General features: G+C 65.1%; 14 protein-coding genes. 5 read left to right on the forward strand and 9 right to left on the reverse strand.

Annotated features, from left to right (window positions below; genetic code table 11):
• The 3 genes from QFZ23_RS16385 to glf are packed head-to-tail and all read right to left on the reverse strand — an operon-like array spanning position 1 to position 4,065.
• Entirely contained in the window at positions 1 to 879 is an 879-nt protein-coding gene (locus QFZ23_RS16385; RefSeq protein ID WP_306924485.1) for an ABC transporter permease, read from the reverse strand.
• The gene (locus tag QFZ23_RS16390; RefSeq protein WP_306924487.1) at positions 869 to 2,881 is read right to left on the reverse strand and encodes a glycosyltransferase; all 2,013 of its coding nucleotides are present in this window, start codon (positions 2,879 to 2,881) and stop codon (positions 869 to 871) included. The genes QFZ23_RS16385 and QFZ23_RS16390 overlap by 11 nt, the downstream gene beginning before the upstream one ends.
• On the reverse strand, positions 2,878 to 4,065 hold the full coding sequence (glf, locus tag QFZ23_RS16395) for a UDP-galactopyranose mutase (RefSeq protein WP_306924488.1): 1,188 nt from the start codon (positions 4,063 to 4,065) through the stop codon (positions 2,878 to 2,880). Before glf ends, QFZ23_RS16390 begins: the two co-directional genes overlap by 4 nt.
• A 191-nt stretch (positions 4,066 to 4,256) precedes the next feature.
• On the opposite strand from glf, the gene QFZ23_RS16400 reads away from it, so the two are divergent.
• Positions 4,257 to 8,426, forward strand: coding sequence for an FtsK/SpoIIIE domain-containing protein (locus tag QFZ23_RS16400; RefSeq protein WP_306924489.1), 4,170 nt, complete (start codon positions 4,257 to 4,259; stop codon positions 8,424 to 8,426).
• Here QFZ23_RS16400 and QFZ23_RS16405 read toward each other — a convergent pair.
• A complete protein-coding gene (locus QFZ23_RS16405; RefSeq protein ID WP_373427889.1) occupies positions 8,423 to 8,920 on the reverse strand; it encodes a hypothetical protein in 498 nt (165 codons plus the stop codon). The genes QFZ23_RS16400 and QFZ23_RS16405 overlap by 4 nt on opposite strands.
• Positions 8,921 to 9,153: 233 nt before the next feature.
• Between QFZ23_RS16405 and QFZ23_RS16410 the strand changes: the two genes are divergently transcribed.
• A complete protein-coding gene (locus QFZ23_RS16410) occupies positions 9,154 to 9,402 on the forward strand; it encodes a WhiB family transcriptional regulator (RefSeq protein WP_003804966.1) in 249 nt (82 codons plus the stop codon).
• Positions 9,403 to 9,514: 112 nt separating this feature from the next.
• Here the strand turns inward: QFZ23_RS16410 and QFZ23_RS16415 are convergent, their stop codons facing one another.
• The 4 genes from QFZ23_RS16415 to QFZ23_RS16430 are packed head-to-tail and all read right to left on the reverse strand — an operon-like array spanning position 9,515 to position 17,901.
• On the reverse strand, positions 9,515 to 10,984 hold the full coding sequence (locus QFZ23_RS16415) for a sensor histidine kinase (protein WP_306924491.1): 1,470 nt from the start codon (positions 10,982 to 10,984) through the stop codon (positions 9,515 to 9,517).
• A gap of 35 nt (positions 10,985 to 11,019) precedes the next feature.
• The gene (locus QFZ23_RS16420; protein WP_306924494.1) at positions 11,020 to 15,873 is read right to left on the reverse strand and encodes an NAD-glutamate dehydrogenase; all 4,854 of its coding nucleotides are present in this window, start codon (positions 15,871 to 15,873) and stop codon (positions 11,020 to 11,022) included.
• Between the two features lie 58 nt (positions 15,874 to 15,931).
• On the reverse strand, positions 15,932 to 17,260 hold the full coding sequence (locus tag QFZ23_RS16425; RefSeq protein ID WP_306924495.1) for an AAA family ATPase: 1,329 nt from the start codon (positions 17,258 to 17,260) through the stop codon (positions 15,932 to 15,934).
• The gene (locus tag QFZ23_RS16430; protein WP_306924496.1) at positions 17,257 to 17,901 is read right to left on the reverse strand and encodes an SAF domain-containing protein; all 645 of its coding nucleotides are present in this window, start codon (positions 17,899 to 17,901) and stop codon (positions 17,257 to 17,259) included. Before QFZ23_RS16430 ends, QFZ23_RS16425 begins: the two co-directional genes overlap by 4 nt.
• 153 nt (positions 17,902 to 18,054) lie before the next feature.
• Between QFZ23_RS16430 and QFZ23_RS16435 the strand changes: the two genes are divergently transcribed.
• Positions 18,055 to 18,270 carry a helix-turn-helix domain-containing protein gene (locus QFZ23_RS16435; protein WP_043419585.1) on the forward strand — a complete coding sequence of 72 codons (216 nt, stop codon included), beginning with the start codon at positions 18,055 to 18,057 and terminating at the stop codon, positions 18,268 to 18,270.
• A 14-nt stretch (positions 18,271 to 18,284) separates the two neighbouring features.
• On the opposite strand, the gene QFZ23_RS16440 is transcribed toward QFZ23_RS16435, so the two are convergent.
• The gene (locus QFZ23_RS16440) at positions 18,285 to 18,854 is read right to left on the reverse strand and encodes a hypothetical protein (protein WP_306924499.1); all 570 of its coding nucleotides are present in this window, start codon (positions 18,852 to 18,854) and stop codon (positions 18,285 to 18,287) included.
• Between the two features lie 138 nt (positions 18,855 to 18,992).
• Here QFZ23_RS16440 and QFZ23_RS16445 point away from each other — a divergent pair, with 138 nt between their 5' ends.
• Positions 18,993 to 19,808 (forward strand): LysM peptidoglycan-binding domain-containing protein, encoded by an 816-nt coding sequence (locus QFZ23_RS16445; RefSeq protein WP_306924501.1) that lies wholly within the window; start codon positions 18,993 to 18,995, stop codon positions 19,806 to 19,808.
• A gap of 92 nt (positions 19,809 to 19,900) precedes the next feature.
• Positions 19,901 to 20,422 (forward strand): Rv3235 family protein, encoded by a 522-nt coding sequence (locus QFZ23_RS16450; RefSeq protein WP_306924502.1) that lies wholly within the window; start codon positions 19,901 to 19,903, stop codon positions 20,420 to 20,422.
• Positions 20,423 to 20,481 lie beyond the last annotated feature (59 nt).

A 20,481-nucleotide genomic window follows, 5' to 3' on the forward strand; every position in this document is an offset into this window, starting at 1 on the left:
TTAGAGCTCCTGTGCAAAACGGCCCTCAAGCCGTCGGAAAGTCAGCTGCCCTATGAGCAGGATGCCGGCAGAGACGAGCAGCGCCACTGGCATCCAGACAGAGAGCAGGTTCGGGGGTAACGGAGCGCTGCCGTCCGTCGTCGAGAGCCAAAACGCATAGTGGAACGATTCCACGCCCACCGTAATGGGGTTGAACTGGTAAACGGTGAACCAGAATTCACCCAGCTTGTCCGCAACCATGGTCCACGCGTACATCACGGGGGAAGCCCAGGTCGCCACCATGAGCAGCATGTCGACGAAGTTCTCTGAGTCCCGGAAGTAGACGTTGACTGCGCCGAAGAGCAGGCCGAGGCCTGTCGCCAGCAGGCCGACTATCGCGAACCCGCCCACTGCCGCAGCCAGTTGCAGGAATGACGGGTGCCATCCTGCGTAAAGGCACGCCGCGACGAGGATGACGAGCTGCGGAAAGAAATGCACCGCAGAGACCCATACCGAGGCCACCGGGAACAGCTCCCGCGGAAGATAGATCTTCTTGATGAGCCCCCCGTTGTTCACGATGGAGCGGGAAGCGTTCCCCAGTGCCTCGCTGAAAAAGTTGATCAGCACGATTCCGGAGAACAGATAGATCGCATAATTGGGAAGGCCGTCCGGGTTCCGGGGACTGTTCTCAAGGCCCAGGAACACACCGAGCGCAATGTAGAACACAATGAACTGCACACCGGGCTTCACATACGACCACAGCAGCCCCAGCACGGAACCCCTGTACCTGACCTTCAGCTCTTTGCGGACCAGCAGCTTGAGCAAGAACCTCGTCCGGAAGACCTCGGCGAGCCCGCCGCCGACTCCGGGGCGGGCCAGCTCCTCCGTGCTAACGCTCATCTACACGGTCGCTATGTGCGTCAAAGGTCTTCTTCCACGTGTCGATCGAAGTAATCTCCGGCAGCGCAGCCTTATATTCCGCACTGAGCTTCTTCCAGTCCTTCAGCAGCAATGAGTGCAGGCGGGCACTCTCAGCGAGCATGGACCGAAGCTGCTTCGGGTCACGTTTGTACCATGCAGAGCCAGTGCCTTCGGCGTTCGTGACAACGGCGGAATCATACTGGGACATGCGCCACCAGCGGTTGTCCTGGTGAGCCACATTCGCCTGGGGCCGGACCCTGCTCGACGGCGAAACGGGCTGCACCAGCTGGCGCAGCACGGTCTTCGCCGCGATGGGAATCAGCCCGAGCTTGTTCGGCTCGCGGACACCGTGCCCGTGCTTCGGGGGCTTATCCAGCTTGGCGGCCGGGAACGTGTCCGGATCAGTCGCGATCACCGAGTCCGGGTAGCTCTTCATCATGTCCCGGATTTCAGGCAATTTGCTGTCCAATTGGTCATGCAGCTGCCCGGGTCCCTGCAGGAGGTCCCGCAGCGCCATGTTGCGCCCCCGCGCGGTGGCGTACTGCATGGACACCAGGTGCTTGATGTCGGCGTAGTGCGACTCGCGGACGATTCGGCCGCCAAATTCGTAAGGGCTGTGGATCAGTGCCGCAATAAACCTGTTGCGGGCGTGGAAGTAAGCCTGCCACCCCACGAGATCGTCCTTGTCGATCCAGGAGACATGCCACACCGCCGCACCGGGCATGGAAACCGTCGGATAGCCATGTTCCTTGGCCCGGAGGGAATACTCGGCGTCATCCCACTTGATGAATACCGGAAGCGCAAGGCCGATGTCGCGGATGATTCGCGTGGGAATCAGTGACATCCACCAGCCGTTGAAATCCACATCGGCCCGGCGGTGGAGCCAGCTGGTCTGGCGCAGGTTCGTCGACTGGAAGTCATGGCCAAGCAGCATGTCCTGACGGGACTGTTCCCAGAGGAAGCGCCAGGGGTTCACAACCTCACCGAAGGTGTGCAGCACCGTGCGGTTGTACAGGTCGAACATGTGGCCGCCGACGATGGTCGGGGTCTTGCACAGGTCTCCAAAGGTGAGCATCCTTGAGATGCTCTCGGGCTCCACCACGACGTCGTCGTCCATCAGCAGCACATAGTCGCTGCCGTTCTCGACTGCCTCGTACATGCCTCGGGCGAATCCGCCGGAACCGCCCAGGTTGTCCTGGTTGATGATCCTCAGCTTGCCCCCCAGCGCCGCAGATACTTCGGAGAAACCGTCGGCATCGGACACTTTCTGCGTCCCCTGGTCGACAACCACGAGTTCCTTGACGTGCTCCAGGGCATCCGGGTTCTCGGCGAGCAGTTTGAGGTTGTTGATGCAGAATTCGGTCTTGTTGAGGGTTGTGATCTGTAGCGTCACGCTGCCCTGCTGGCTGTCGTCGCCCTCCGTCAGCCACTCGGCATTCCGGAGCACGAGAGGCTCGGAACCTGCCACGAGATCGAACCAGTACCAGCCGCCGTCGCCAAACGGGGCCAGGGTGAGGTCAAACGTGCTGACCGAGCCGCCGTCGACGTTCCGGGAATCAACGCGCTGGAGCGCACCGCGGGCGTTCGACTTGTAGACGATTACGGAGCCGGAACCAGCAGTGGCCACCGACAGCCGGACACTCTTGACGGTCGTCCAGCGGCGCCAGTAGCTGGCGGCAAACGCGTTGAAGTACGTACCGAACGAGACGCGCTCCCCGGGACGGACTGACGTCGAATGACGGGTCAGGAAGTCCTCCACGTGCGCTTCCTTGCTCGGAGCGCTTACGGTCTGGGTCAGGGTCCTGCTGTTCGCCTCAAGGTTCGACGTCGGCAGCTGCACACCGGTGGCCGTCCCCGTGTCAAGGTACAGAGGCACGGTGTCCATCTGGCTTTGGCTCGGCAGGATAACCCGCTGCAGGACCCGCCAGGACTGGCCTTCTTCGCTCACGTGCACGTCCTCGGTCTTGGTAGCTGTGCTCATGCGTCCACACCTCCGCTTTCAAGTGTTGCTCCGCTTTCAAAATGCGGACGGATCTTGTTGTCGAACATCGTCAGGGCCGATCCGATGGCCATGTGCATGTCGAGGTACTTGTAGGTGCCGAGGCGTCCACCGAACAGGACATCCTTCTCGGCAGCCGCCAGGTCGCGGTACTTCAGCAGCCGCTCGCGGTCCGCAGCGGTATTGATCGGGTAGTAGGGCTCGTCGCCCTTATCCGCGGCGCGGGAGAATTCCCGCATGATGACCGTCTTTTCGTTCTGGTAATCCCGCTCCGGGTGGAAGTGCCGCGGTTCGATGATGCGGGTGAAAGCGACGTCCTCGTCGTTGTAGTTGACCACAGAGGTCCCCTGGAAGTCGCCGACGTCGAGGACTTCCTCTTCGAAGTCGATGGTCCGCCAGGACAGGTCGCCCTCAGCAAAGTCGAAGTAGCGGTCCACGGGCCCCGTGTAAATGACCGGGATGTTGCCGACGACCTTGTCCTTGCTGTACTCATGGGAGTCGTCGAAGAAGTCGGTGTTCAGCCGGACTTCGATGTTCGGGTGCTCCGCCATCTTCTCAATCCACGCCGTGTACCCGTTGGTCGGAAGGCCTTCATACTTGTCGTTAAAGTACCGGTTGTCGTAGTTGTAGCGGACGGGAAGCCGGGAAATGATCCCGGCAGGGAGATCCTTGGGATCCGTCTGCCACTGCTTCCCCGTGTAGTGCTTGATAAACGCTTCGTAGAGCGGCCGGCCGATGAGCTGGATGCCCTTGTCGTTCAGGTTCTGCGGATCCGTTCCCGCCAGTTCGCCTGCCTGCTCCTGGATGAGGGCCTTTGCCTGCCCCGGGGTGAGGTTGGCGCGGAAGAACTGGTTGATCGTGGCCAGGTTAATGGGCAGCGAAAAGACCTCGCCCTTGTGGACGCCGTAGACCTTGTGGACGTAGTTCGTGAACGTCGTGAAGCGGTTCACGTATTCCCAGACACGCTCGTTGGAGGTGTGGAAGAGATGCGCACCGTAACGGTGGACCTCGATTCCCGTCTGTTCTTCTTTTTCGCTGTAGGCGTTTCCGCCGATGTGGTGGCGGCGGTCGAGGACTACGACCTTCAAGCCCAGCTCAGTGGCGGCCTGTTCTGCGATTGTCAGGCCAAAAAAACCTGATCCTACGATGACGAGGTCAGCAGTCACTAAATCTCCTGGTTCGAATTCGGGCAGCCCAACGTTGTGCATTGTCTGCTGCTCTAGCCTACCTGAGACTGCCCGGCCGGCCATGTCGCCCTCCGGCTGACGGGTTGTCCACATACAGGGAATGGCCCAAGCAGTAAGGCTTCGGCTGGCACTAGCGTTTCCATAGGACGGCCCAGGGAAGGCGGTTACAGATGGAATTGCAATGCACTTTAGTCCGCGCCCCCGGGGCCGTTTCCGCCTGGGCCGGTTCCCTGGCCGGGCCGGTCGAGCTGACGGTGGCGGCCCCGGATGGTTGCCCGGGCACAGACCTGGAGGCAGAGCTTTCGCACCGCTTCCAAACGCGCGGGCTGACTGTAGCCGGCCTGCCGCTCAGAGGGCTGACCCTTGGCAGGGCGCCCCTGGTCAACGGGGCTGTCCTGGTGGACGGCCACGCCGACGGCTCTGGGTCCGGGCCGGGAATTGCCGGCGAACCTCCCGCTGCCGTGCTCCTCGCGGTGGACAGCGGCCCAGCTGCAGGTTCCGTTCTTCCGCTGCGCCGGGGAAGCTACCGGATCGGCCGGACCAATGCCGAGCTGACCGTTCCGGACGCCGATCTTTCCCGCGAGCACGCCACAATCGAGGTTTCGGACACAGCCCTGACGCTTGTGGATCTTGGCAGCATCAACGGAACCGAGGTCGACGGCAAACGGGTAACAAAAACAACCGTCACGATCGGTTCCCGCATCCGCTGCGGCAATTCCTCCATGTCAGTCGTGCTGGCTGCGCCGTCGGACGCACGGGACGCTGACCTTGGGTTTGCCGGCCGCCCCGTGACGGAGCCGCTGGCCGTGTCACGCCCTGCCGCGCCCGCGGGCCGGTCCGTACTGGTTCTCGGGGCCGTTCTTCCCGTGATCATGGGTGTGGGGCTGGTGCTGGTGACGGGATCGTGGATGTTTCTGGCCTTCACGGCGGTATCGGCAGTGACTCTCCTTGTCCCCGTGGTCTCGGGCGCACGGCAGCGCCGTGAACTCAGATCGGCAGTCGCGGCGGCAGCTGCGCAGGATCTGGATCGACGACGGCGGTCCGCACCGTCCGCTGCTGTCCTCGCGCTGGGCGCTGCGCTTCCGGGATGGAGCCCTGCCGGCACCGGCCGGAACGCCGAACCGGAGACGGCTAAGTACACGGATGATCCGGGGCCCATGCCTGCGCGCGGCGTCTGGCTCAGACTCGGCCTGGCTGATCAACTGGCCAACATACGTCTGGAACCGGACCAGCCGGGCTTCAAACCCCCTCGGCTCGGCGCGGTGCCGCTGCTCCTTGATCCGGACCTTGCCGTCGTTTCGGTCCGGGGGCCGGATTCAGAGGTTCATGGTCTGGCCCACTCGTTCCTCATGCAGCTCACCGGGTATCCGCTGGCCAGGGGTACCCGGCTCGCGATTCATGGACCGGCTTCCGTCCTTCCGCTCGCAGCGCGGTTCCTTCCAGGCGTCTCACTCCATTCAAGAATCCCTGACACCACGGCGGCCCTGACGGACACGTCCGGCGGGGAGGGCGTGTCCGGCATCCTGCTGCTGTTCGGCGGCACAGCAGACGGCACCCCCGAAGCCGGCATCATCGCAACTGCCCAGGGGCTGGGCTGGCGCGTGGTCCACCTCCTGGGCCGGGGACAGCGGCCAGCGGAAACCGATATTGAGCTCGGCGAACGCGGGGCACTGCTTCGGGCGCGCGATTCATGTCATCGCTTCGTTGCAGACCTCGTGCCGTCCGGCGTTTTCGACCGCTATTGCCGGACGTACCGGCAGTCCCTCCCTGACGTATCGGCCGGCGGGCAATCCATGCCTCCACGCTGCGGGCTTGGCGATCTCCTTGACCAGTCGGCCGCTGCGACGGCTAAGCGCTGGGCGGCAGGCAGGCTGAAGCCAGGACTCACCGTCCCCCTGGGCCGCACAGCCGGTGGCCTGCGCGTCCTCGACCTTGAAGCAGACGGCCCACACGTCCTCGTTGCGGGAACCACAGGTTCCGGAAAGTCGGAGCTGCTTCGCACCATTACCGCCGGGCTCGCTCTGTGCTATCCGCCGGACCGCGTCAATGTTCTCTTCTTCGACTTCAAGGGCGGGTCCGGCCTCAGTCCGCTGACTGACATCCCGCACTGCGTCGGCATGCTGACGGACCTTGCCAGCAGCCAGCTGGAGCGCACGATTGTGTCACTGCGGGCAGAAGTACGCAGGCGTGAGCAGCTGCTGGCCGCCGCCAACGTCCCGGACGTGGCCGCGTATCGCCTGTCCCCGGCCGGCGGACCGCCGCTCCCCCAGCTGATCCTCATCATTGATGAGTTCCGAATGCTCGTCGAGGACGCTCCTGAGACCCTGACCGAACTGATGAGGATTGCGGCCATTGGCCGGTCGCTGGGCATCCACCTGATCATGGCCACCCAGCGCCCGCAGGGAGCACTCACGGCGGACATCCGCGCGAACGTCACAACGAGCATCGCCCTGCGTGTGCAGTCCCCGCACGAATCAGCCGATGTGGTCGGCACCAACGCGGCCTCGGCCATACCCGTCAACCGGCCCGGTCGCGCCTACCTGGCCAGGGGTGCCGAAGCTGCCGAGGAGTTCCAGGCGGCGTCAATTGCCGCCACTGATGACGGCTCTGGGTCTTGTCGGGTCAGGGTGCTTGAGACCATCGTGGCGCTGGCGATGACTCCCGCTGCCACCGGCAGCAGCCCTCCGCCGGCAACCCCGTCGGACGCCGCCAGGCCGGTGGTGGAGCTGGCCGCCTCCCTCTGGGCCGGGACGGGTGGTTCCGCGGCGCGCCGTCCGGTGGCTCCGCCGTTGCCGGACGTGCTGGCGGGTCCCGCTGACGTGGCCGCACTCACCGCAGATGGCACCATCCCTGCCGGCCCGGTCCCTGTGGGCACCGTGCCGGGAACGGCCGGCGATTGGGCTGTAGGGCTGGGCCTGCTGGACCTGCCCGAGGAGCAGCGGCTTGCCGCTCTCACCTGGCGGCCGGGAGCCGATGGGCATCTGGCCCTGATCGGCGCGGGATCCCGGGATGCCGCCCAGGCCATGTCAACGGCAATGCAACAGCTCCTGTCCCATCCCACGGAATGCCACCTCTATGTCCTCGATGCGGACGGGTCCTTGACTGGCCTGGCGGGCGCGCAACGCATCGGATCCCTGGTAAACCTCCACGACCTCCGCCGCGGCGTGCGCGTCTTGGAGCGTCTGGCGACCGAAATGTCCCAGAGGCTCAGCCGGCTCCCGGCAGCCTCCGGTCCGCCGCTGGTGCTGGTCATTTCGGGCTGGGGCTCCTGGCTGTCTGCCCTCCGCGCCGGCCCCCTGACCCGCGCCGAAGACCATGTCCAGGACATCGTCCGGGACGGCCGCCCTGCCGGAATCACCGTCGTGATCTGCGGCGACCGCGAACTCGTGACGTCGCGGTTCTTTCCAGCCATACCCAACCGCATCTACTGTCCGCGGGGCACCAGCGCCGAAAGCAGGCTGGCCTGGCCCAAAATGCCCGACCTTCCGCCGCTTCCGGGCCGCGCCGTCGCATCCGGCTCCTTGTCGGCCGGGCGCCAGGCGGTCTGCCAGCTCTATGCCCCGGAAGCTGGACGTGCCGGTCACGGAAGAGCACTGGCCCCCGGCACAGCGGTGCACGGGCCGGTGCGGGTCAAGCCCTTCCGCGTGGATCCCCTTCCGGTGCAGCTCTCTGTTGCAGACGTGCTGTCTCGCTTGCCCGCACCGGAATCTGGCAGCGGGGCTCCAGACGCACCGGTGCACGGGTATTCCGAAGCAGCCCACCCGGTGCATGCAGCCGCCCGGCGCCTGGTCGTCGGCATGGGCGGGGACGAACCCGCCCCTGCCGCCGTGCGCCTGCCAGGAGGCGCTGTCCTTGCCGTGCTGGGCAGCGCCAGTTCCGGCAAGTCATCGTTCCTGGCATCCCTCCCGGGGCTCAACCCGTCGGGGCCCGGGTGGCTGCACCCTGGCCCGGAGCCCAGTCCGGCTGACTTTTGGGCGGAGGCCCACCGCAATGCCGTGGAAGGACGCCTGCCGAGGGACGCCGTACTCCTCGTCGACGATGCCGACATGCTGCCTGCCACCTCCCACCAGCACCTCGTGGAGCTGAACACCCGCGGCTGGGCGGTAATTTTTTCAGCCGCGTTCAGCCAGTCGCTATTGCAACGTGTCCCGCTCGCGCTGGCGGCCCGCAGTGGTGGCAGGGGCATCCTCATTGCGCCCCGCAGTCCGCTTGATGGCGACCTCTTCGGACTGCGGATTGAGCCAGATTCCCATCCCCCGCCGGGTCGCGCCCTGCTCGTGGCGGACGGTACGGCAATGCCCGTTCAGCTGGCCCTGGCCGAAGATGTCAGGAGGCTCTAGAGCGCCGGCGGATCGGAAGCGGCGCGGGAGGCGAAACGAATCACGCGTTTGTCGAACAGCAGGACGATGGCCGTGGCGGCCGGGATCAGCATCGCGGCGCCGGCCACCGGGAGTCCGCCAGTGAGCGTGGGGAAGCCAATGGTCAGCACGAACAGCTGAGCGACCAGTGCACCAGCCCGCGGCCAGCGGAAGCCCCGGAACAGGAACACGGCAACGGCAAACAGCCACGATGCAAAGGCCAGCAGCAGGCCGAGCGTGAAAACGGCACCCCAAAAGGACATCACAGGCGCCCCACTGGCGAGCTGGAATCCGTACCAGGCTGCCGCGGCCAGCAGGGCCGTGGCCTCGGCGCCCACAATCCCGGAGATTACGGCGACGGCGCGGGGACGGAGGGGGCTCGAAGGCTTTGTTCCGGCTGAGCCCCGGTTCTCCGGCAATCCACTGTCTCCGGCGTCAGCGAGCGGGCCGGACGGGTCTTTTGGGGGTCTTGACACACTGGCACACTACCCGAGATAGTCGACACACGGCGGGGCTGTTCGCCGATGTGATGCATCGCTCACGTTTCTTGGGGATTTCGTGGCCCACTACCCCTTGTTTACACAGCGTTAACATGAAACGCTTGATCCAGATGACCAAGGGGGCCCTGCAGGGCCCCTTTCCTATGTAAGCCCTAGTGAATATTTTCACAAAGGGTATTGACTTCCCAGGAATGGAGTGACTGATCAGCATGGATTGGCGTAACCGCGCGGCCTGCCTCGACAAGGACCCGGAGCTGTTTTTCCCCGTGGGCAACACTGGCCCGGCACTTTTGCAGATCGAAGAAGCCAAGAGCGTCTGCCGCCGGTGCCCGGTCGTTGACACCTGCCTGCAGTGGGCGCTGGAGTCCGGACAGGATGCCGGCGTGTGGGGCGGCATGAGCGAGGACGAGCGCCGTGCACTAAAGCGCCGGGCCGCCAGGGCCCGCCGCGCTTCCTGACGCGGCACCAAAGCACTAAGCCGCTAAGCTAATTGGCCCCACAACAGTAAACGCATCAGAGCAAAAAGCGACGGCCGCGGACCCATAGTCCGCGGCCGTCGCCTTTTTCGTATCAGCGGTTTGCCAGGCTCAGCACAATCTGCACCGCAGTACCGCCGCCCTCGCGGGGCTGCCACTGGATGGTGCCGCCGAGTTCGCTCGTGACCAGCGTCCGGACAATCTGAAGCCCGAGGCCCTCCACATGCGGCGTCTCCGGCAGGCCAACGCCGTCGTCCGCCACGGTGACGGTGAGCAGTTCCTCGCCGTCGTCGCCTGCCGAACGGTCGGCAAGCAGCCACACCGTGCCCGTGCGTCCCTCCAGCCCGTGCTCAACAGCGTTGGTGACGAGCTCGTTGATCACCAGTGCCAGCGGCGTCGCGAAGTCGCTGGGAAGCTCACCGAACAACCCTGACCGCTGCGTCCGCACCTGCTGGGACGGTGAAGCCACTTCTGCGGAAAGACGGAACTGCCGTCCGATGAGTTCATCAAAGTCAACGCTCTGGGTCAGCCCCTGCGAGAGCGTCTCGTGCACAAGAGCAATTGTTGCCACACGACGCATGGCCTGTTCCAGCCCCTGCTTTGCCTCGTCGCTGACCATTCGGCGGGACTGCATGCGCAGCAGCGCGGCAACAGTCTGCAGATTGTTCTTGACCCGGTGGTGGATTTCACGGATGGTGGCATCCTTCGTGACCAGCTCCATCTCGCGGCGTCGCAGTTCGGACACGTCACGGCAGAGGACCAGCGCACCGAAGCGCTGCTGCTCGTCGCGGAGCGGGATGGCGCGCAGCGACAGGCTGACGCCGCGGGATTCAATCTCGCTGCGCCACGGCATCCGGCCGGTGACAACGAGCGGCAGCGTCTCGTCCACCATGCGGCGGTCCCTCAGCAGGCCCGCCGTGACCTCGGCCAGGGAGCGCCCCTCGAGTGATTCGCCGTCGCCGAGGCGCCGGAAGGCCGAGACCCCGTTCGGGCTGGCGTACTGCACGATCCCCTCCGCGTCGAGGCGGATCAGCCCGTCGCCCACGCGCGGGGCGCCGCGGCGGGAGCCGGTGGGCGAGGCGAAGTCCGGCCAGAGCCCCAGTGTGCCCATGCGCAGCAGGTCATAGGCACACTGGCGGTAGGTCAGCTCCAGCCTGGACGGCATCCGGGAGCTGGAGAGGTCCATGTGGGAGGTGACCACCGCCAGCGTACGGCCGTTCCTGACCATCGGCACGGCTTCAACCCGCAAAGCCATGTCGCTGCTCCAGTTCGTCTCACTGGAACGCTCAATAGTGCGGCTCTCCCACGCCTTATCCACCAGCGGCTGCAGGTCCGAGCGAATGCCCTCCCCGACAAAGTCGGCGTGGAACACCGTATGTGTCGTGGAGGGCCTAACGTGTGCCAGGGCAACATAGCCGTGCTCCGGATGGGGAAACCACAGGGCGAGGTCGGCAAACGCTAGATCGGCCACCATCTGCCAGTCGCCCACCAGGAGGTGCAGCCACTCGGCATCCCCCGGCCCGAAATCAGCGTGCTCCCTGATGGGGTCCGTAAAGATTGCCACTGCACCTCCAGTTTTTCGACGGCGGGACCGGTGTCCTAGCGTCGGACGATTGACCTCAAGAGCCTCAATGCTACCGAGAGCGAGGCCATGTCGTCCGCTTCGAGGGCGTTGACCTCATCGAACATGCTCTTCGCGCGGCCCAAATGTTCCGCGTTCAGCTGCTCCCAGGCCCTGAGCCTGTCCTCGGCCGGCGATCCTTCGTCGGTCGAGTCCAGGACCGCCGTCGTCATGTCTGAGACAGTCGAGTAAAGGTCATCGCGCAACGCGGCACGGGCCAGCGCCTGCCAGCGGTCCTTCCGCGGCAGGGAACTGATCCGCTCCAGGAGGGAGTCCACATGGAACCGGTTGAACACCGTGTAGTAGACGTGGGCGATGTCCACCACCGGTTCCTTGCGGCTGTGCGCGATTTTCGCGATGTCCAGCAGGACGAAGCTCTCGAACAGCTCGGCCCAGCGGTGGCCAAGGTCCTCGGGCAGGCCCCAGGACCGCGCCTTCTCAAGCCAGGAGGCCACCCGTTCGCGGTCGTCACCGCGCAGGTAGTCCAGCAGCCGGGCCCGCATGGGTTCCATCGCCGGCTGGAACTCGGCGACGATGTCGGCGATGGGCCGCGACGCGTTGCCCTGGGCCAGGACCCAGCGCACCGAACGGTCCAGCAGCCGCCGGATATCGAGGTGGACGGTGCTCCAGTGCTCGGTGGGGAACGATGCAGGCAGATCGTTGAGCTCGGACACCATGACGTCGAGTTCGTAGATTTCCCGCAGTGCCACGAACGCCTTGGCTACAGCCACCTCGCTCGCCGAGGTCTCCTCCATGGTCCGGAAGGCAAAAGTGATGCCGCCCAGATTGATCATGTCGTTGGCCACGACCGTTGCGATGATTTCCCGGCGCAGCGGATGGGTGTCCAGTTCGGCGTCGAATTTCTCCCGGAGCTGGACCGGGAAGTACTGCCGGAGCGTCCCGCGGAACCAGGGGTCGTCGGCCAGGTCGCTGTCGCGCAGGGCCGTCGCCAGTTCGATCTTGGCGTAGGCGGCCAGCACGGACAGCTCGGGTGACGTGAGGCCCTGCCCCTGTTCCAGCCGTTCGCGCAGGACAGCGGTGGACGGCAGTGCCTCCAAGTCCCGGTTCAGGTCCGCCGTCTTCTCCAGCCAGTCCATCAGCCGCTCGTAGCTCGGGCTCCATTCCGCAACCTTCTGGCGGTCGTTCAGGAGCAGGATGTTCTGGTCGATGTTGTCTTCCAGGACCAGCCGCCCCACTTCGTCGGTCATCGCCGCAAGGAAGTCCGAGCGCTCGGCTGCGTCGAACTTGCCGGCAGCCACCATCCGGTCCACGAAGATCTTGATGTTGACCTCGTGGTCGGAGCAGTCGACGCCGGCGGAGTTGTCGATGGCGTCGGTGTTCAGGATGACGCCCTGCAGCGCCGCTTCGATACGGCCCCGCTGGGTCATGCCGAGGTTTCCGCCCTCGCCCACAACCTTGACCCGAAGGTCGCGGCCGTCCACCCGGATGGCGTCGTTGGACTTGTCGCCCACCATGGCGTGCGTCTCGGAACTGGCCTTCACGTAGGTTCCGATGCCGCCGTTGTACAGCAGGTCGGCGGGCGCGAGCAGGATGGCGCGCAGGAGTTCGGGCGGGCTGAGCTGCGTCGTGTCCTCGGGCAAGCCCAACGCGGACCGGACCTGGGCCGAGACCGGGATCGACTTGGCCTGCCGCGGGTAGACCCCGCCGCCTTCACTGATCAGGCTCTTGTCGTAGTCATCCCAGGACGACCGAGGCAGCTCAAACAGCCGCTGACGCTCCGTGTAGGAGGTTGCCTCGTCCGGGTTCGGATCGAGGAAAATGTGCCGGTGATCGAACGCCGCGAGCAGCCGGATGTGTTTGGAGAGGAGCATTCCGTTACCGAAAACATCCCCGGACATGTCGCCGACGCCAACCACGGTGAAGGGCTCGGACTGGGTGTCCAAATCCAGCTCGCTGAAGTGCCGCTTGACCGACTCCCAGGCACCCCGGGCGGTGATGCCCATGGCCTTGTGGTCGTATCCCACCGAACCGCCGGAGGCGAAGGCGTCGCCCAGCCAGAATCCGTAGTCCGCGGCCAATCCGTTCGCAATGTCAGAGAAGGATGCCGTGCCCTTGTCCGCTGCGACCACCAGGTAGGAGTCGTCGCCGTCGTGCCGTACAACGCCCGACGGCGGGACGAGCCGTTCGCCGTCGGCTCCCGTAACGATGTTGTCCGTGATGTCCAGCAGTCCGCGGATAAACGTCTTGTAGCTTTCGACGCCCTCCGCCATCCAGGCCGACCTGTCCTTGGCGGGATCCGGCAGCCGCTTGGCGAAGAACCCGCCCTTTGCGCCCGTTGGAACGATCACGGCGTTCTTGACCGTCTGCGCCTTGACCAGACCCAGGATCTCCGTGCGGAAGTCTTCCCGCCGGTCCGACCAACGGAGCCCGCCGCGGGCCACCTTGCCGAAGCGCAGGTGAACGCCCTCGACCCGGGGGGAGTAAACCCAGATTTCGAACATGGGCCGCGGGAAGGGCAGCCCTTCGATGGCTGCGGGGTTGAGCTTGAAGCTCAGGTGCGGCTTGTCCTGGTAGAAGTTGGTGCGCAACGTTGATTCGATCAGGTTCATAAACGTTCGGAGGACGCGGTCCGCATCCAGCGTCGCCACCGCTTCGATCGACGACGACAGCTCAGCGCGGACTTTTTCCTGCCGTTCGATCCGCTCCAGCTCGGTCAGTGCCGGATCGAAGCGGGCCTCAAACAGGGCACTGAGGCCACGGGTGACGTCCGGGTTGCTCAGCAGCGTGTCCGCCATGAATTCGAAGGAGTTGGTGTTGCCCATCTGCCTCATGTATTTGGCGTAGGCCCGGAGCACAATGATCTGGCGCCACGTCATACCCTCGCGCAGCACGAGCCGGTCGAAGCTGTCGGATTCAACGGCTCCCGAAACTGCTGCCCCGAACGAATCCGCTAGCAGTTGCCCCGTGGACACCGGATCCACGCCGGCCGGGTATTTCAAGCCGAGGTCATACAGGAAAAAGTCCCGGCGGTCGGAGGTCTCGATTTCGAACGGACGCTCGTCCAGCACCTCCAGCCCCAGATTATGGAAGTAGGGAAGGATCTGGCTCAGGCTCTTCGGCTCCAGCATGTACAGCTTGACCCTGGCGTCCTCCTCAAGGGTGGCGCCGGCGCCTTCGGGAAGGTAGACATGGACTCCCGGCCGTTCCTGCCGGGCGCCAACCGCGCGTTCGGCTGCGGCCCCGTACTGTTCAAACCGGGCGATGTCCTCGAGGGCGTCCTCAATTTCGTAATCGACGCGGTAGGTCGCCGGGAAGGCCTCGGCCCAAATGGCTGCCAGCTCGTTGGCCCCGTCGTCGGCGCTCCGCTCGCGGAGTACCTCGGCGATCCCTTCACTCCAGGACCGGGCGGCACGGACTAGCCGCTTTTCCAACGCATCGGTGTTGACGTGGCTGACGTCCGCGCCCTTGGGCAGGCGGATCCGGAAGAACAGGCGGGCAAGCGCCGATTCCGTCATCCTCGCCTCATAGTCAATGGACTCGGCGTGGAACGTCTCGCGGAGTTCCTGCTCGATCCTCAGTCTGACGTTGGTGGTGTACCGGTCGCGAGGGAGGTAGACGACGGCGGACATGAACCGTCCGTAGATATCCGGCCGGAGGAAGAGCCGGGTGCGGCGCCGTTCCTGCAGCCGCTGGATTCCCGTTGCCGTTGCGGCGAGGTCGGGAATTTCGATCTGGAAGAGCTCGTCACGGGGGTACGTTTCCAGGATGCCCAGCAGGTCCTTCCCGGAATGCGAATCCGGCGGAAAACCGGCGCCGCGCAGCACGGCCTCGACCTTTTCCCGGACAATCGGAATATTGCGCACGGAATCGGTGTAGGCGCTGGTGGCAAACAGTCCAATGAAACGCTGTTCACCGTTGACGTTGCCCGCAGCATCAAAGCTTTTCACGCCGATGTAGTCCAGGTATGCAGGCCGGTGCACCGTTGAGCGGGAATTTGCCTTGGTGATGACCAGAGCACGCTTTTCACGGGCCTTGCGCCTGCCCGCGTCGGTGAGATGCTGCACCTGATGGGTATCGTGGTGCGCCCGCAGCAGACCCAGTCCGCTGTCCTCCCGCAGCTCCAGGACATCCTCGCCCTCTTCGTTGATCAGGTCATATTCCCGGTAGCCGAGGAACGTGAAGTTGCCCTCGTCCAACCAGCGAAGCAAATCCTGGGCCTGACGCAGCTCTGCGATCTGTGTGGGGTGCGCTACCTTGTCCAGGTCCTGGGCGATCTGCAATGCCTTGTTGCGCATTTTCGGCCAGTCTTCGACTGCGGCTCTGACGTCTCCGAGGACCCGCTCCAGCCCTTTCTGCAACTGCTCAGCGGCCTCATCACTGGCACGGCCGATCTCGACGGCAATCCAGGACTCCATGTGGGACGCGTTGTCGCCCTGGGCAATCAGGTGGGACATGACGGGCAGCGCCGCGGTGTCACCGCTGGAAATACCGATGCTCGACGGGACCCTGTCCACCTTGACGAGCTCGTTGGTTTCGCGGTTGCGCGTGACCACGAACATCGGGTGCTGCACGAGGTGGATGGCCGAATTCTGCCGAACCAGCTCGGCGTTGACTGAGTCCACCAGGAAAGGCATGTCGTCGGTGACGATGTACACGACGCTGCGGTCGCCCTCAGGGACGATGGAGATGTTGGCCGTGCCGGGCCGGCGTTCAAAACCCACTGCGCGGTGGGTCTCAGCCCGTGCCATCAGCAGCTCGTGCGGGTAAGCGCGCGCGTCCTCCTCCGCCAGATGCTCGTAGTAGTCCGCAAAGAAGCCTTCCTCGGCTCCGATTGAACGGGACTGATCCTCCACGCTGGACCCAGACGACATCGACACACGCCTCCATCACACAGTTTGCGGCTGCTTCCTTGCAGCCCTCACCGTGAGCCTAGTCCGTCAGCCTGCGCCTTGCTGTGGAAGAGAACACAGAGGATCGGCGTTTTTCCTGGACAGGTGCACAAACCAATTCAGCGATGGCCGACCGAAGCCGGGATTCTGGCGCTGATTCCAGCAATAGCGATCCGGCCAGCAGCGCAGCGTCGGTTGCGCCCGGGTCCCACGGAAGGAAGGCCCTGATGCCCGACGACGGGCCGAACCGGTCCCACGCCTCGCGAAGCTGACGTTCCGGCGAACGGCCCACAGCCGAGGCCCGCACCTTGTTAAGCACCACCTCAGGGCTAACCCCCGGCAGTGCACCTTCGAGTTCCGCCAGCCCCCTGACAAGGCGGGGAACACCAATGGGATCCGCCGAGCCAACGGCGATCACGGTGTCCGCCAGTTCAAGGCTCCTAAGTGTTGCGGCGTTGCGCCGCGGTGCCATCGTGTCGAAGCTCAGCTCTTCGTCGGCCTCCAGGCAAAAGCCGGCGTCGACCACGATGACGTCCGCCAATTCCCGTGCTCGGTCCAAAACAAGCGCCAGCGCGGCCGCGCGCAGCTCGGTCCAGCGGTCGGCCCGGGTTATGCCGGTCAGAACCCGGAAGGTTCCTGCCGTGGCAGTAACCGGTACGGCGACCCGGAGCAATGATTCCCGGTCCAGGAGGCCCTGGTCGGCCAGCCGGCAAGCCTGCGCCAGACCCGCCGCTTCGTCGAGGAGCCCGAGGACGCCGGCAACGCTGGCCCCATAGCTGTCGGCGTCGACCAGCAGGACAGACTTGCCTTGCGCAGCCAGCTCCCCTGCGATGTTGACGGCAACCAGGGTTCTGCCAGGTGCGCCGGATGGCCCCCACACGGCCAGGAGCCTGCCGGTTCCGACAACGGCCGGCTCCGGTTCGGTGTCGACAGCCTCCGGGCGCAGGGCCGCGCCGGCATCCGCGAAGCCCGTGCTGTAACCGGGTCCGGCGCCGGGATTCAGTCCTGCCGGAACCGAGCCCGCATGCCTACTGACGGCATCGGCAATACTCTCCGCCAGGGCTGTGGACACGACGGTCGAGGGCGCCGCAGTGACCCCGATGTCGCGAAGCCTCAACCGCTCCTCTGGGCTGTCCGTCAGGGCAATGATGACTACGCCCACGGCGGCGAGCCTGTCCACCAGCGAGGCAGTCAGGTCCGGACTTCCCTCGGCAACAACGGCCGCCCGGGCCAACCCGCTCTGGCAGGCGGCCAGCAGTTCTGCCAGCTCCGCGCAGCGCCGGACTACTGTAACGGGACCGTGCAGCCGCTCCAGTCCGCCAACCAGGTCTTCCTGCGACTCGCCGACGGTGACAACCGGGATGCTCACTTGGCGGCCCCACCGGGGTTCCACACCACTGAGATTTTAGCCTCGTTTGCCTGCGCGCCAAGGAGCGAGGCCATCTGCCCGTCCCCCACCAGGACCATCAGGACCGTGGATTTCGAAGCACCCAGAGCGGTGGATCCTTGTGAGACCTCCGCGATTTCCGCGCCCGGGAGCAGGAGCTTGGGCTCGGCAAATCCGTTCCGGGCGTCAGGCATGGAGACCCAGACGTCGACCCGGGTGCCTGCCACCGCCTGCTCAGGCAAGGCCTCCTGAACCGTGACGGCCACGGGCTTTCGGTCCAGGGCGTCGACGCTGCCCAGGCTTTCACGGGGAACCAACTGGTCCTTGGCGATCCGCTGGACGGCCACCTGGCCTTCGGGAATACCTGACTCCGCCGTGACATAGTGCGCTTCGACATCACCCAGGCGCACCTTGACCCGGCTGATGTTTTCCGGAGTGAGTTTCTGGCCGACGGCGATTGGCTCACGGGCGGCAAATACCTCTGTGGTGCGGTCCGCACTGCCGACGAGAGCAACGACTCCGACCACAGAGGCGAGGACAAGGAGCACACCCACCAGAAGCCTCGGGTCCTTCCAGGAAGGCTTCTTCAGCCGGGCGCCGGTGGCCGCCGTGCTTGCACTCATGCGTACTGCTCCCCCTTGACGCTTGGGCGCTTCAATCGCGCCGGTCATGATCATTGTTACGGCATGCCCGCTCAATCGGAAAGGTATTCAGGCAAACACCACCAAACTGTGGATAACGGCACCACCCGCGCCCAACGGTGGCACAATTGGAATATGCCCCGTTTCCTTACGCTTGCAGATGTAGCCGAGCAGCTTCAGATTAACGCGCCGGCAGCGTATGCCCTCGTCCGCAGCGGCGAACTGAAGGCGATCCAGGTGGGTGGCCGCGGCCAGTGGCGCGTCGAGGAGAAGATGCTTGAGCAGTACATCGAAGAGCGATATGCCGAGGCAAGCCGGATGATCCAAGAGGCCAAGTCCAAATCCGTTTGAGCACGAGAGGGCCGTCAGAGTTCACCGCCGCGCCTTGAGCGGAGCGCACCCAGCGACTGAAACGGGACCGTTGCCACATCGGCAACCCGGCCAGCCCTGCGCGCTTCGCCCGGCAGTGTCATAGCGAGGTCAAAAAAGTCCCGCCCCACCCTGTCAATTACGCCCGAGAGCTGCACGTCCGGTGGCCGGCCTGCCAGCAGGACGGTGAGTTCAGCCCTGTCCCGCGCCAACCCCCTCAGCGCGCTGGCAAGGCCGAGTTTCCGGCGCACGGGGGACGACTCGCCCACCGCGAACCGGCCGAGTCCGGTGTAGTGGCCGACGGCGGCATACGGAATCAGCACCTGGTGTCCCGCCTCGTCAAGGACCAGGCTTTCGGATCCCGCATGGCTGAGCGTGCCGGCAAAGACAGGTCCCGAACCCAGATGGATGCCCACGTGGCAGCCTAGGGATCCACGCAGCCTGTCATCGAGCGCGATGGCGGCCGTGTCTGCCCGGGAGCGCTCGGCAATCTCGGACTCCAGGCCCAGGACCCCGGCCTCGGCAAGCTGCAGCTCAAGATCCTGAAAAAGTGCATTCCATCGCATGGCGACAGCGTAGGCGCGCCCACGAAGGCGGTCAATTAATCCACAAACTTTCCTATCTCCATGGACAACAGAGATGCAACTGCTGCAAACTGACTCCATTAATCCTAAACGAAATCAAAGTTGATCAAACTGCATCAAATGCATTGGTTGGAGGAAGTCATGGCGGAAGTGGTCCAGCGCCCGGTGAGGGCAGAAGCCGCCTTGGCGGTTGTCATCCTGGGGCTCGGAGTCTTCCTGGCGTTGACCGGGGCCGGGATAGTCGACCATTGGAAGCGGTCCGCTGCACGCCAGCAGGCCTTGCTTTTCGACGACCTGCTTGGCCTGTTGGCGCTCACCGCCGGGCTGACCGTCATCGCCTGGTGGCTGCTGTCCCTGGCCACCGCCTTTGCATCGGCACTCCTGGAACGGACCGGGCATCATGCCGCCGCCCGCGCCACAGGGCGGTTCAGCCCTGTTTTCATGCGCAGGCTGGCGATGGCCGCGGTGGGCGTGCAGCTCCTCGGCGCACCGCTCGCCCATGCGGATGCCTTGCCCGCTGCAGCCCTTTCCTCGAGCAACGGATCGTCCCTGTCCGCAGCATGGGCGCCCCTGACCGACCGGCGGCCGGACCTACCCGCCGGCCGTTCCGCGGACTCCGGCATCACCGAAAGATCCGTCGCGGAGGGCAGCGAACTCCAGCCTCAGTGGAAGCCGCGCGTCCCGGTTGTGGAACCCGGCCTCGTCGCCTCATTGCCGGCCAGGGCAACGGCTGAGCCGGCCAGTGCCCGCCGCGAGGTACCCGTCCGGGCCGGCGAATCACTCTGGACCATCGCCGCACGCGAACTGGGTCCCGGTGCTTCCGAGGTGGAAATCGCAGCCCGCTGGCCGCTCTGGCACCAGGCCAACCGGAACATCATCGGAGCCGATCCCAACGTCCTTCTCCCGGGCCAGCTCCTCAGCCCGCCGCCGCCGTAAGCGGCGTCGGCATGCTTTCCTTCCGCGCCACCGGACCCGCGGCCGCCCCTCCTCGCGGCCATCCCAAGCCAGCCTCTACCGAAGGACCGATCATGACTGCAGTAACTCCAATACGGCGTGAAGGAAGCGCTGTTCTTGAGCCCCTCCCGGCCGCGCCCGCCCGCCCGGCGGTAGCGGCACCCTCCTGCCCTGAACACACGCAAACCCGGTCCGCGCAAACCCGGCCAGCGCAAACTCAGCTGGCGGTAGCTCCCGCCCCCGGAGACGAGGCGCGCGAAATATGCGCCATCACCAGGGCCACGGTCCAGGCTGCCATTGAGGTCCTGGCGGGAACGAGGCCCATCCACCAGCTGGCGCGGCGGCTGGACCAGCGCTGCCTCACCGTGCTCCAGCACCGGGCGGCCCTCACCCGGCGGGTGGCTGCCCGGGCTCCCCGGAAGATGGAATTGCTCCACCGCAACGCATCAGTCCGCTCGGTCCGCGCCTGCGGGGTGACGCCTGACGTTTACGAGGCCAGCGCGGTGGTGATTGATGAACTGCGGGTCCGGGCAGTCGCCGTCCGGCTGGAACGCAGCAAAAACGTCTGGCGCGTGACCGCCCTGGAGATTGGCTAACGCGAAAGCAGGAAGGGACCGGAGCACGAGCTCCGGTCCCTTCCTGTCATATCCGCTGG

This window comes from Arthrobacter globiformis (genome assembly GCF_030818015.1).
GTDB classification, from domain to species: domain Bacteria; phylum Actinomycetota; class Actinomycetes; order Actinomycetales; family Micrococcaceae; genus Arthrobacter; species Arthrobacter globiformis_C.

Excerpts from the sequence above, each read along its gene's own strand:
- QFZ23_RS16385 (WP_306924485.1), bottom strand. The coding sequence starts at position 879 with ATGAGCGTTAGCACGGAGGAGCTGGCCCGCCCCGGAGTCGGCGGCGGG.
- QFZ23_RS16390 (WP_306924487.1), bottom strand. The coding sequence starts at position 2,881 with ATGAGCACAGCTACCAAGACCGAGGACGTGCACGTGAGCGAAGAAGGC.
- QFZ23_RS16400 (WP_306924489.1), top strand. The coding sequence starts at position 4,257 with ATGGAATTGCAATGCACTTTAGTCCGCGCCCCCGGGGCCGTTTCCGCC.
- QFZ23_RS16410 (WP_003804966.1), top strand. The coding sequence starts at position 9,154 with ATGGATTGGCGTAACCGCGCGGCCTGCCTCGACAAGGACCCGGAGCTG.
- QFZ23_RS16420 (WP_306924494.1), bottom strand. The coding sequence starts at position 15,873 with ATGTCGTCTGGGTCCAGCGTGGAGGATCAGTCCCGTTCAATCGGAGCC.
- QFZ23_RS16430 (WP_306924496.1), bottom strand. The coding sequence starts at position 17,901 with ATGAGTGCAAGCACGGCGGCCACCGGCGCCCGGCTGAAGAAGCCTTCC.
- QFZ23_RS16435 (WP_043419585.1), top strand. The coding sequence starts at position 18,055 with ATGCCCCGTTTCCTTACGCTTGCAGATGTAGCCGAGCAGCTTCAGATT.
- QFZ23_RS16440 (WP_306924499.1), bottom strand. The coding sequence starts at position 18,854 with ATGCGATGGAATGCACTTTTTCAGGATCTTGAGCTGCAGCTTGCCGAG.
- QFZ23_RS16445 (WP_306924501.1), top strand. The coding sequence starts at position 18,993 with ATGCATTGGTTGGAGGAAGTCATGGCGGAAGTGGTCCAGCGCCCGGTG.
- QFZ23_RS16450 (WP_306924502.1), top strand. The coding sequence starts at position 19,901 with ATGACTGCAGTAACTCCAATACGGCGTGAAGGAAGCGCTGTTCTTGAG.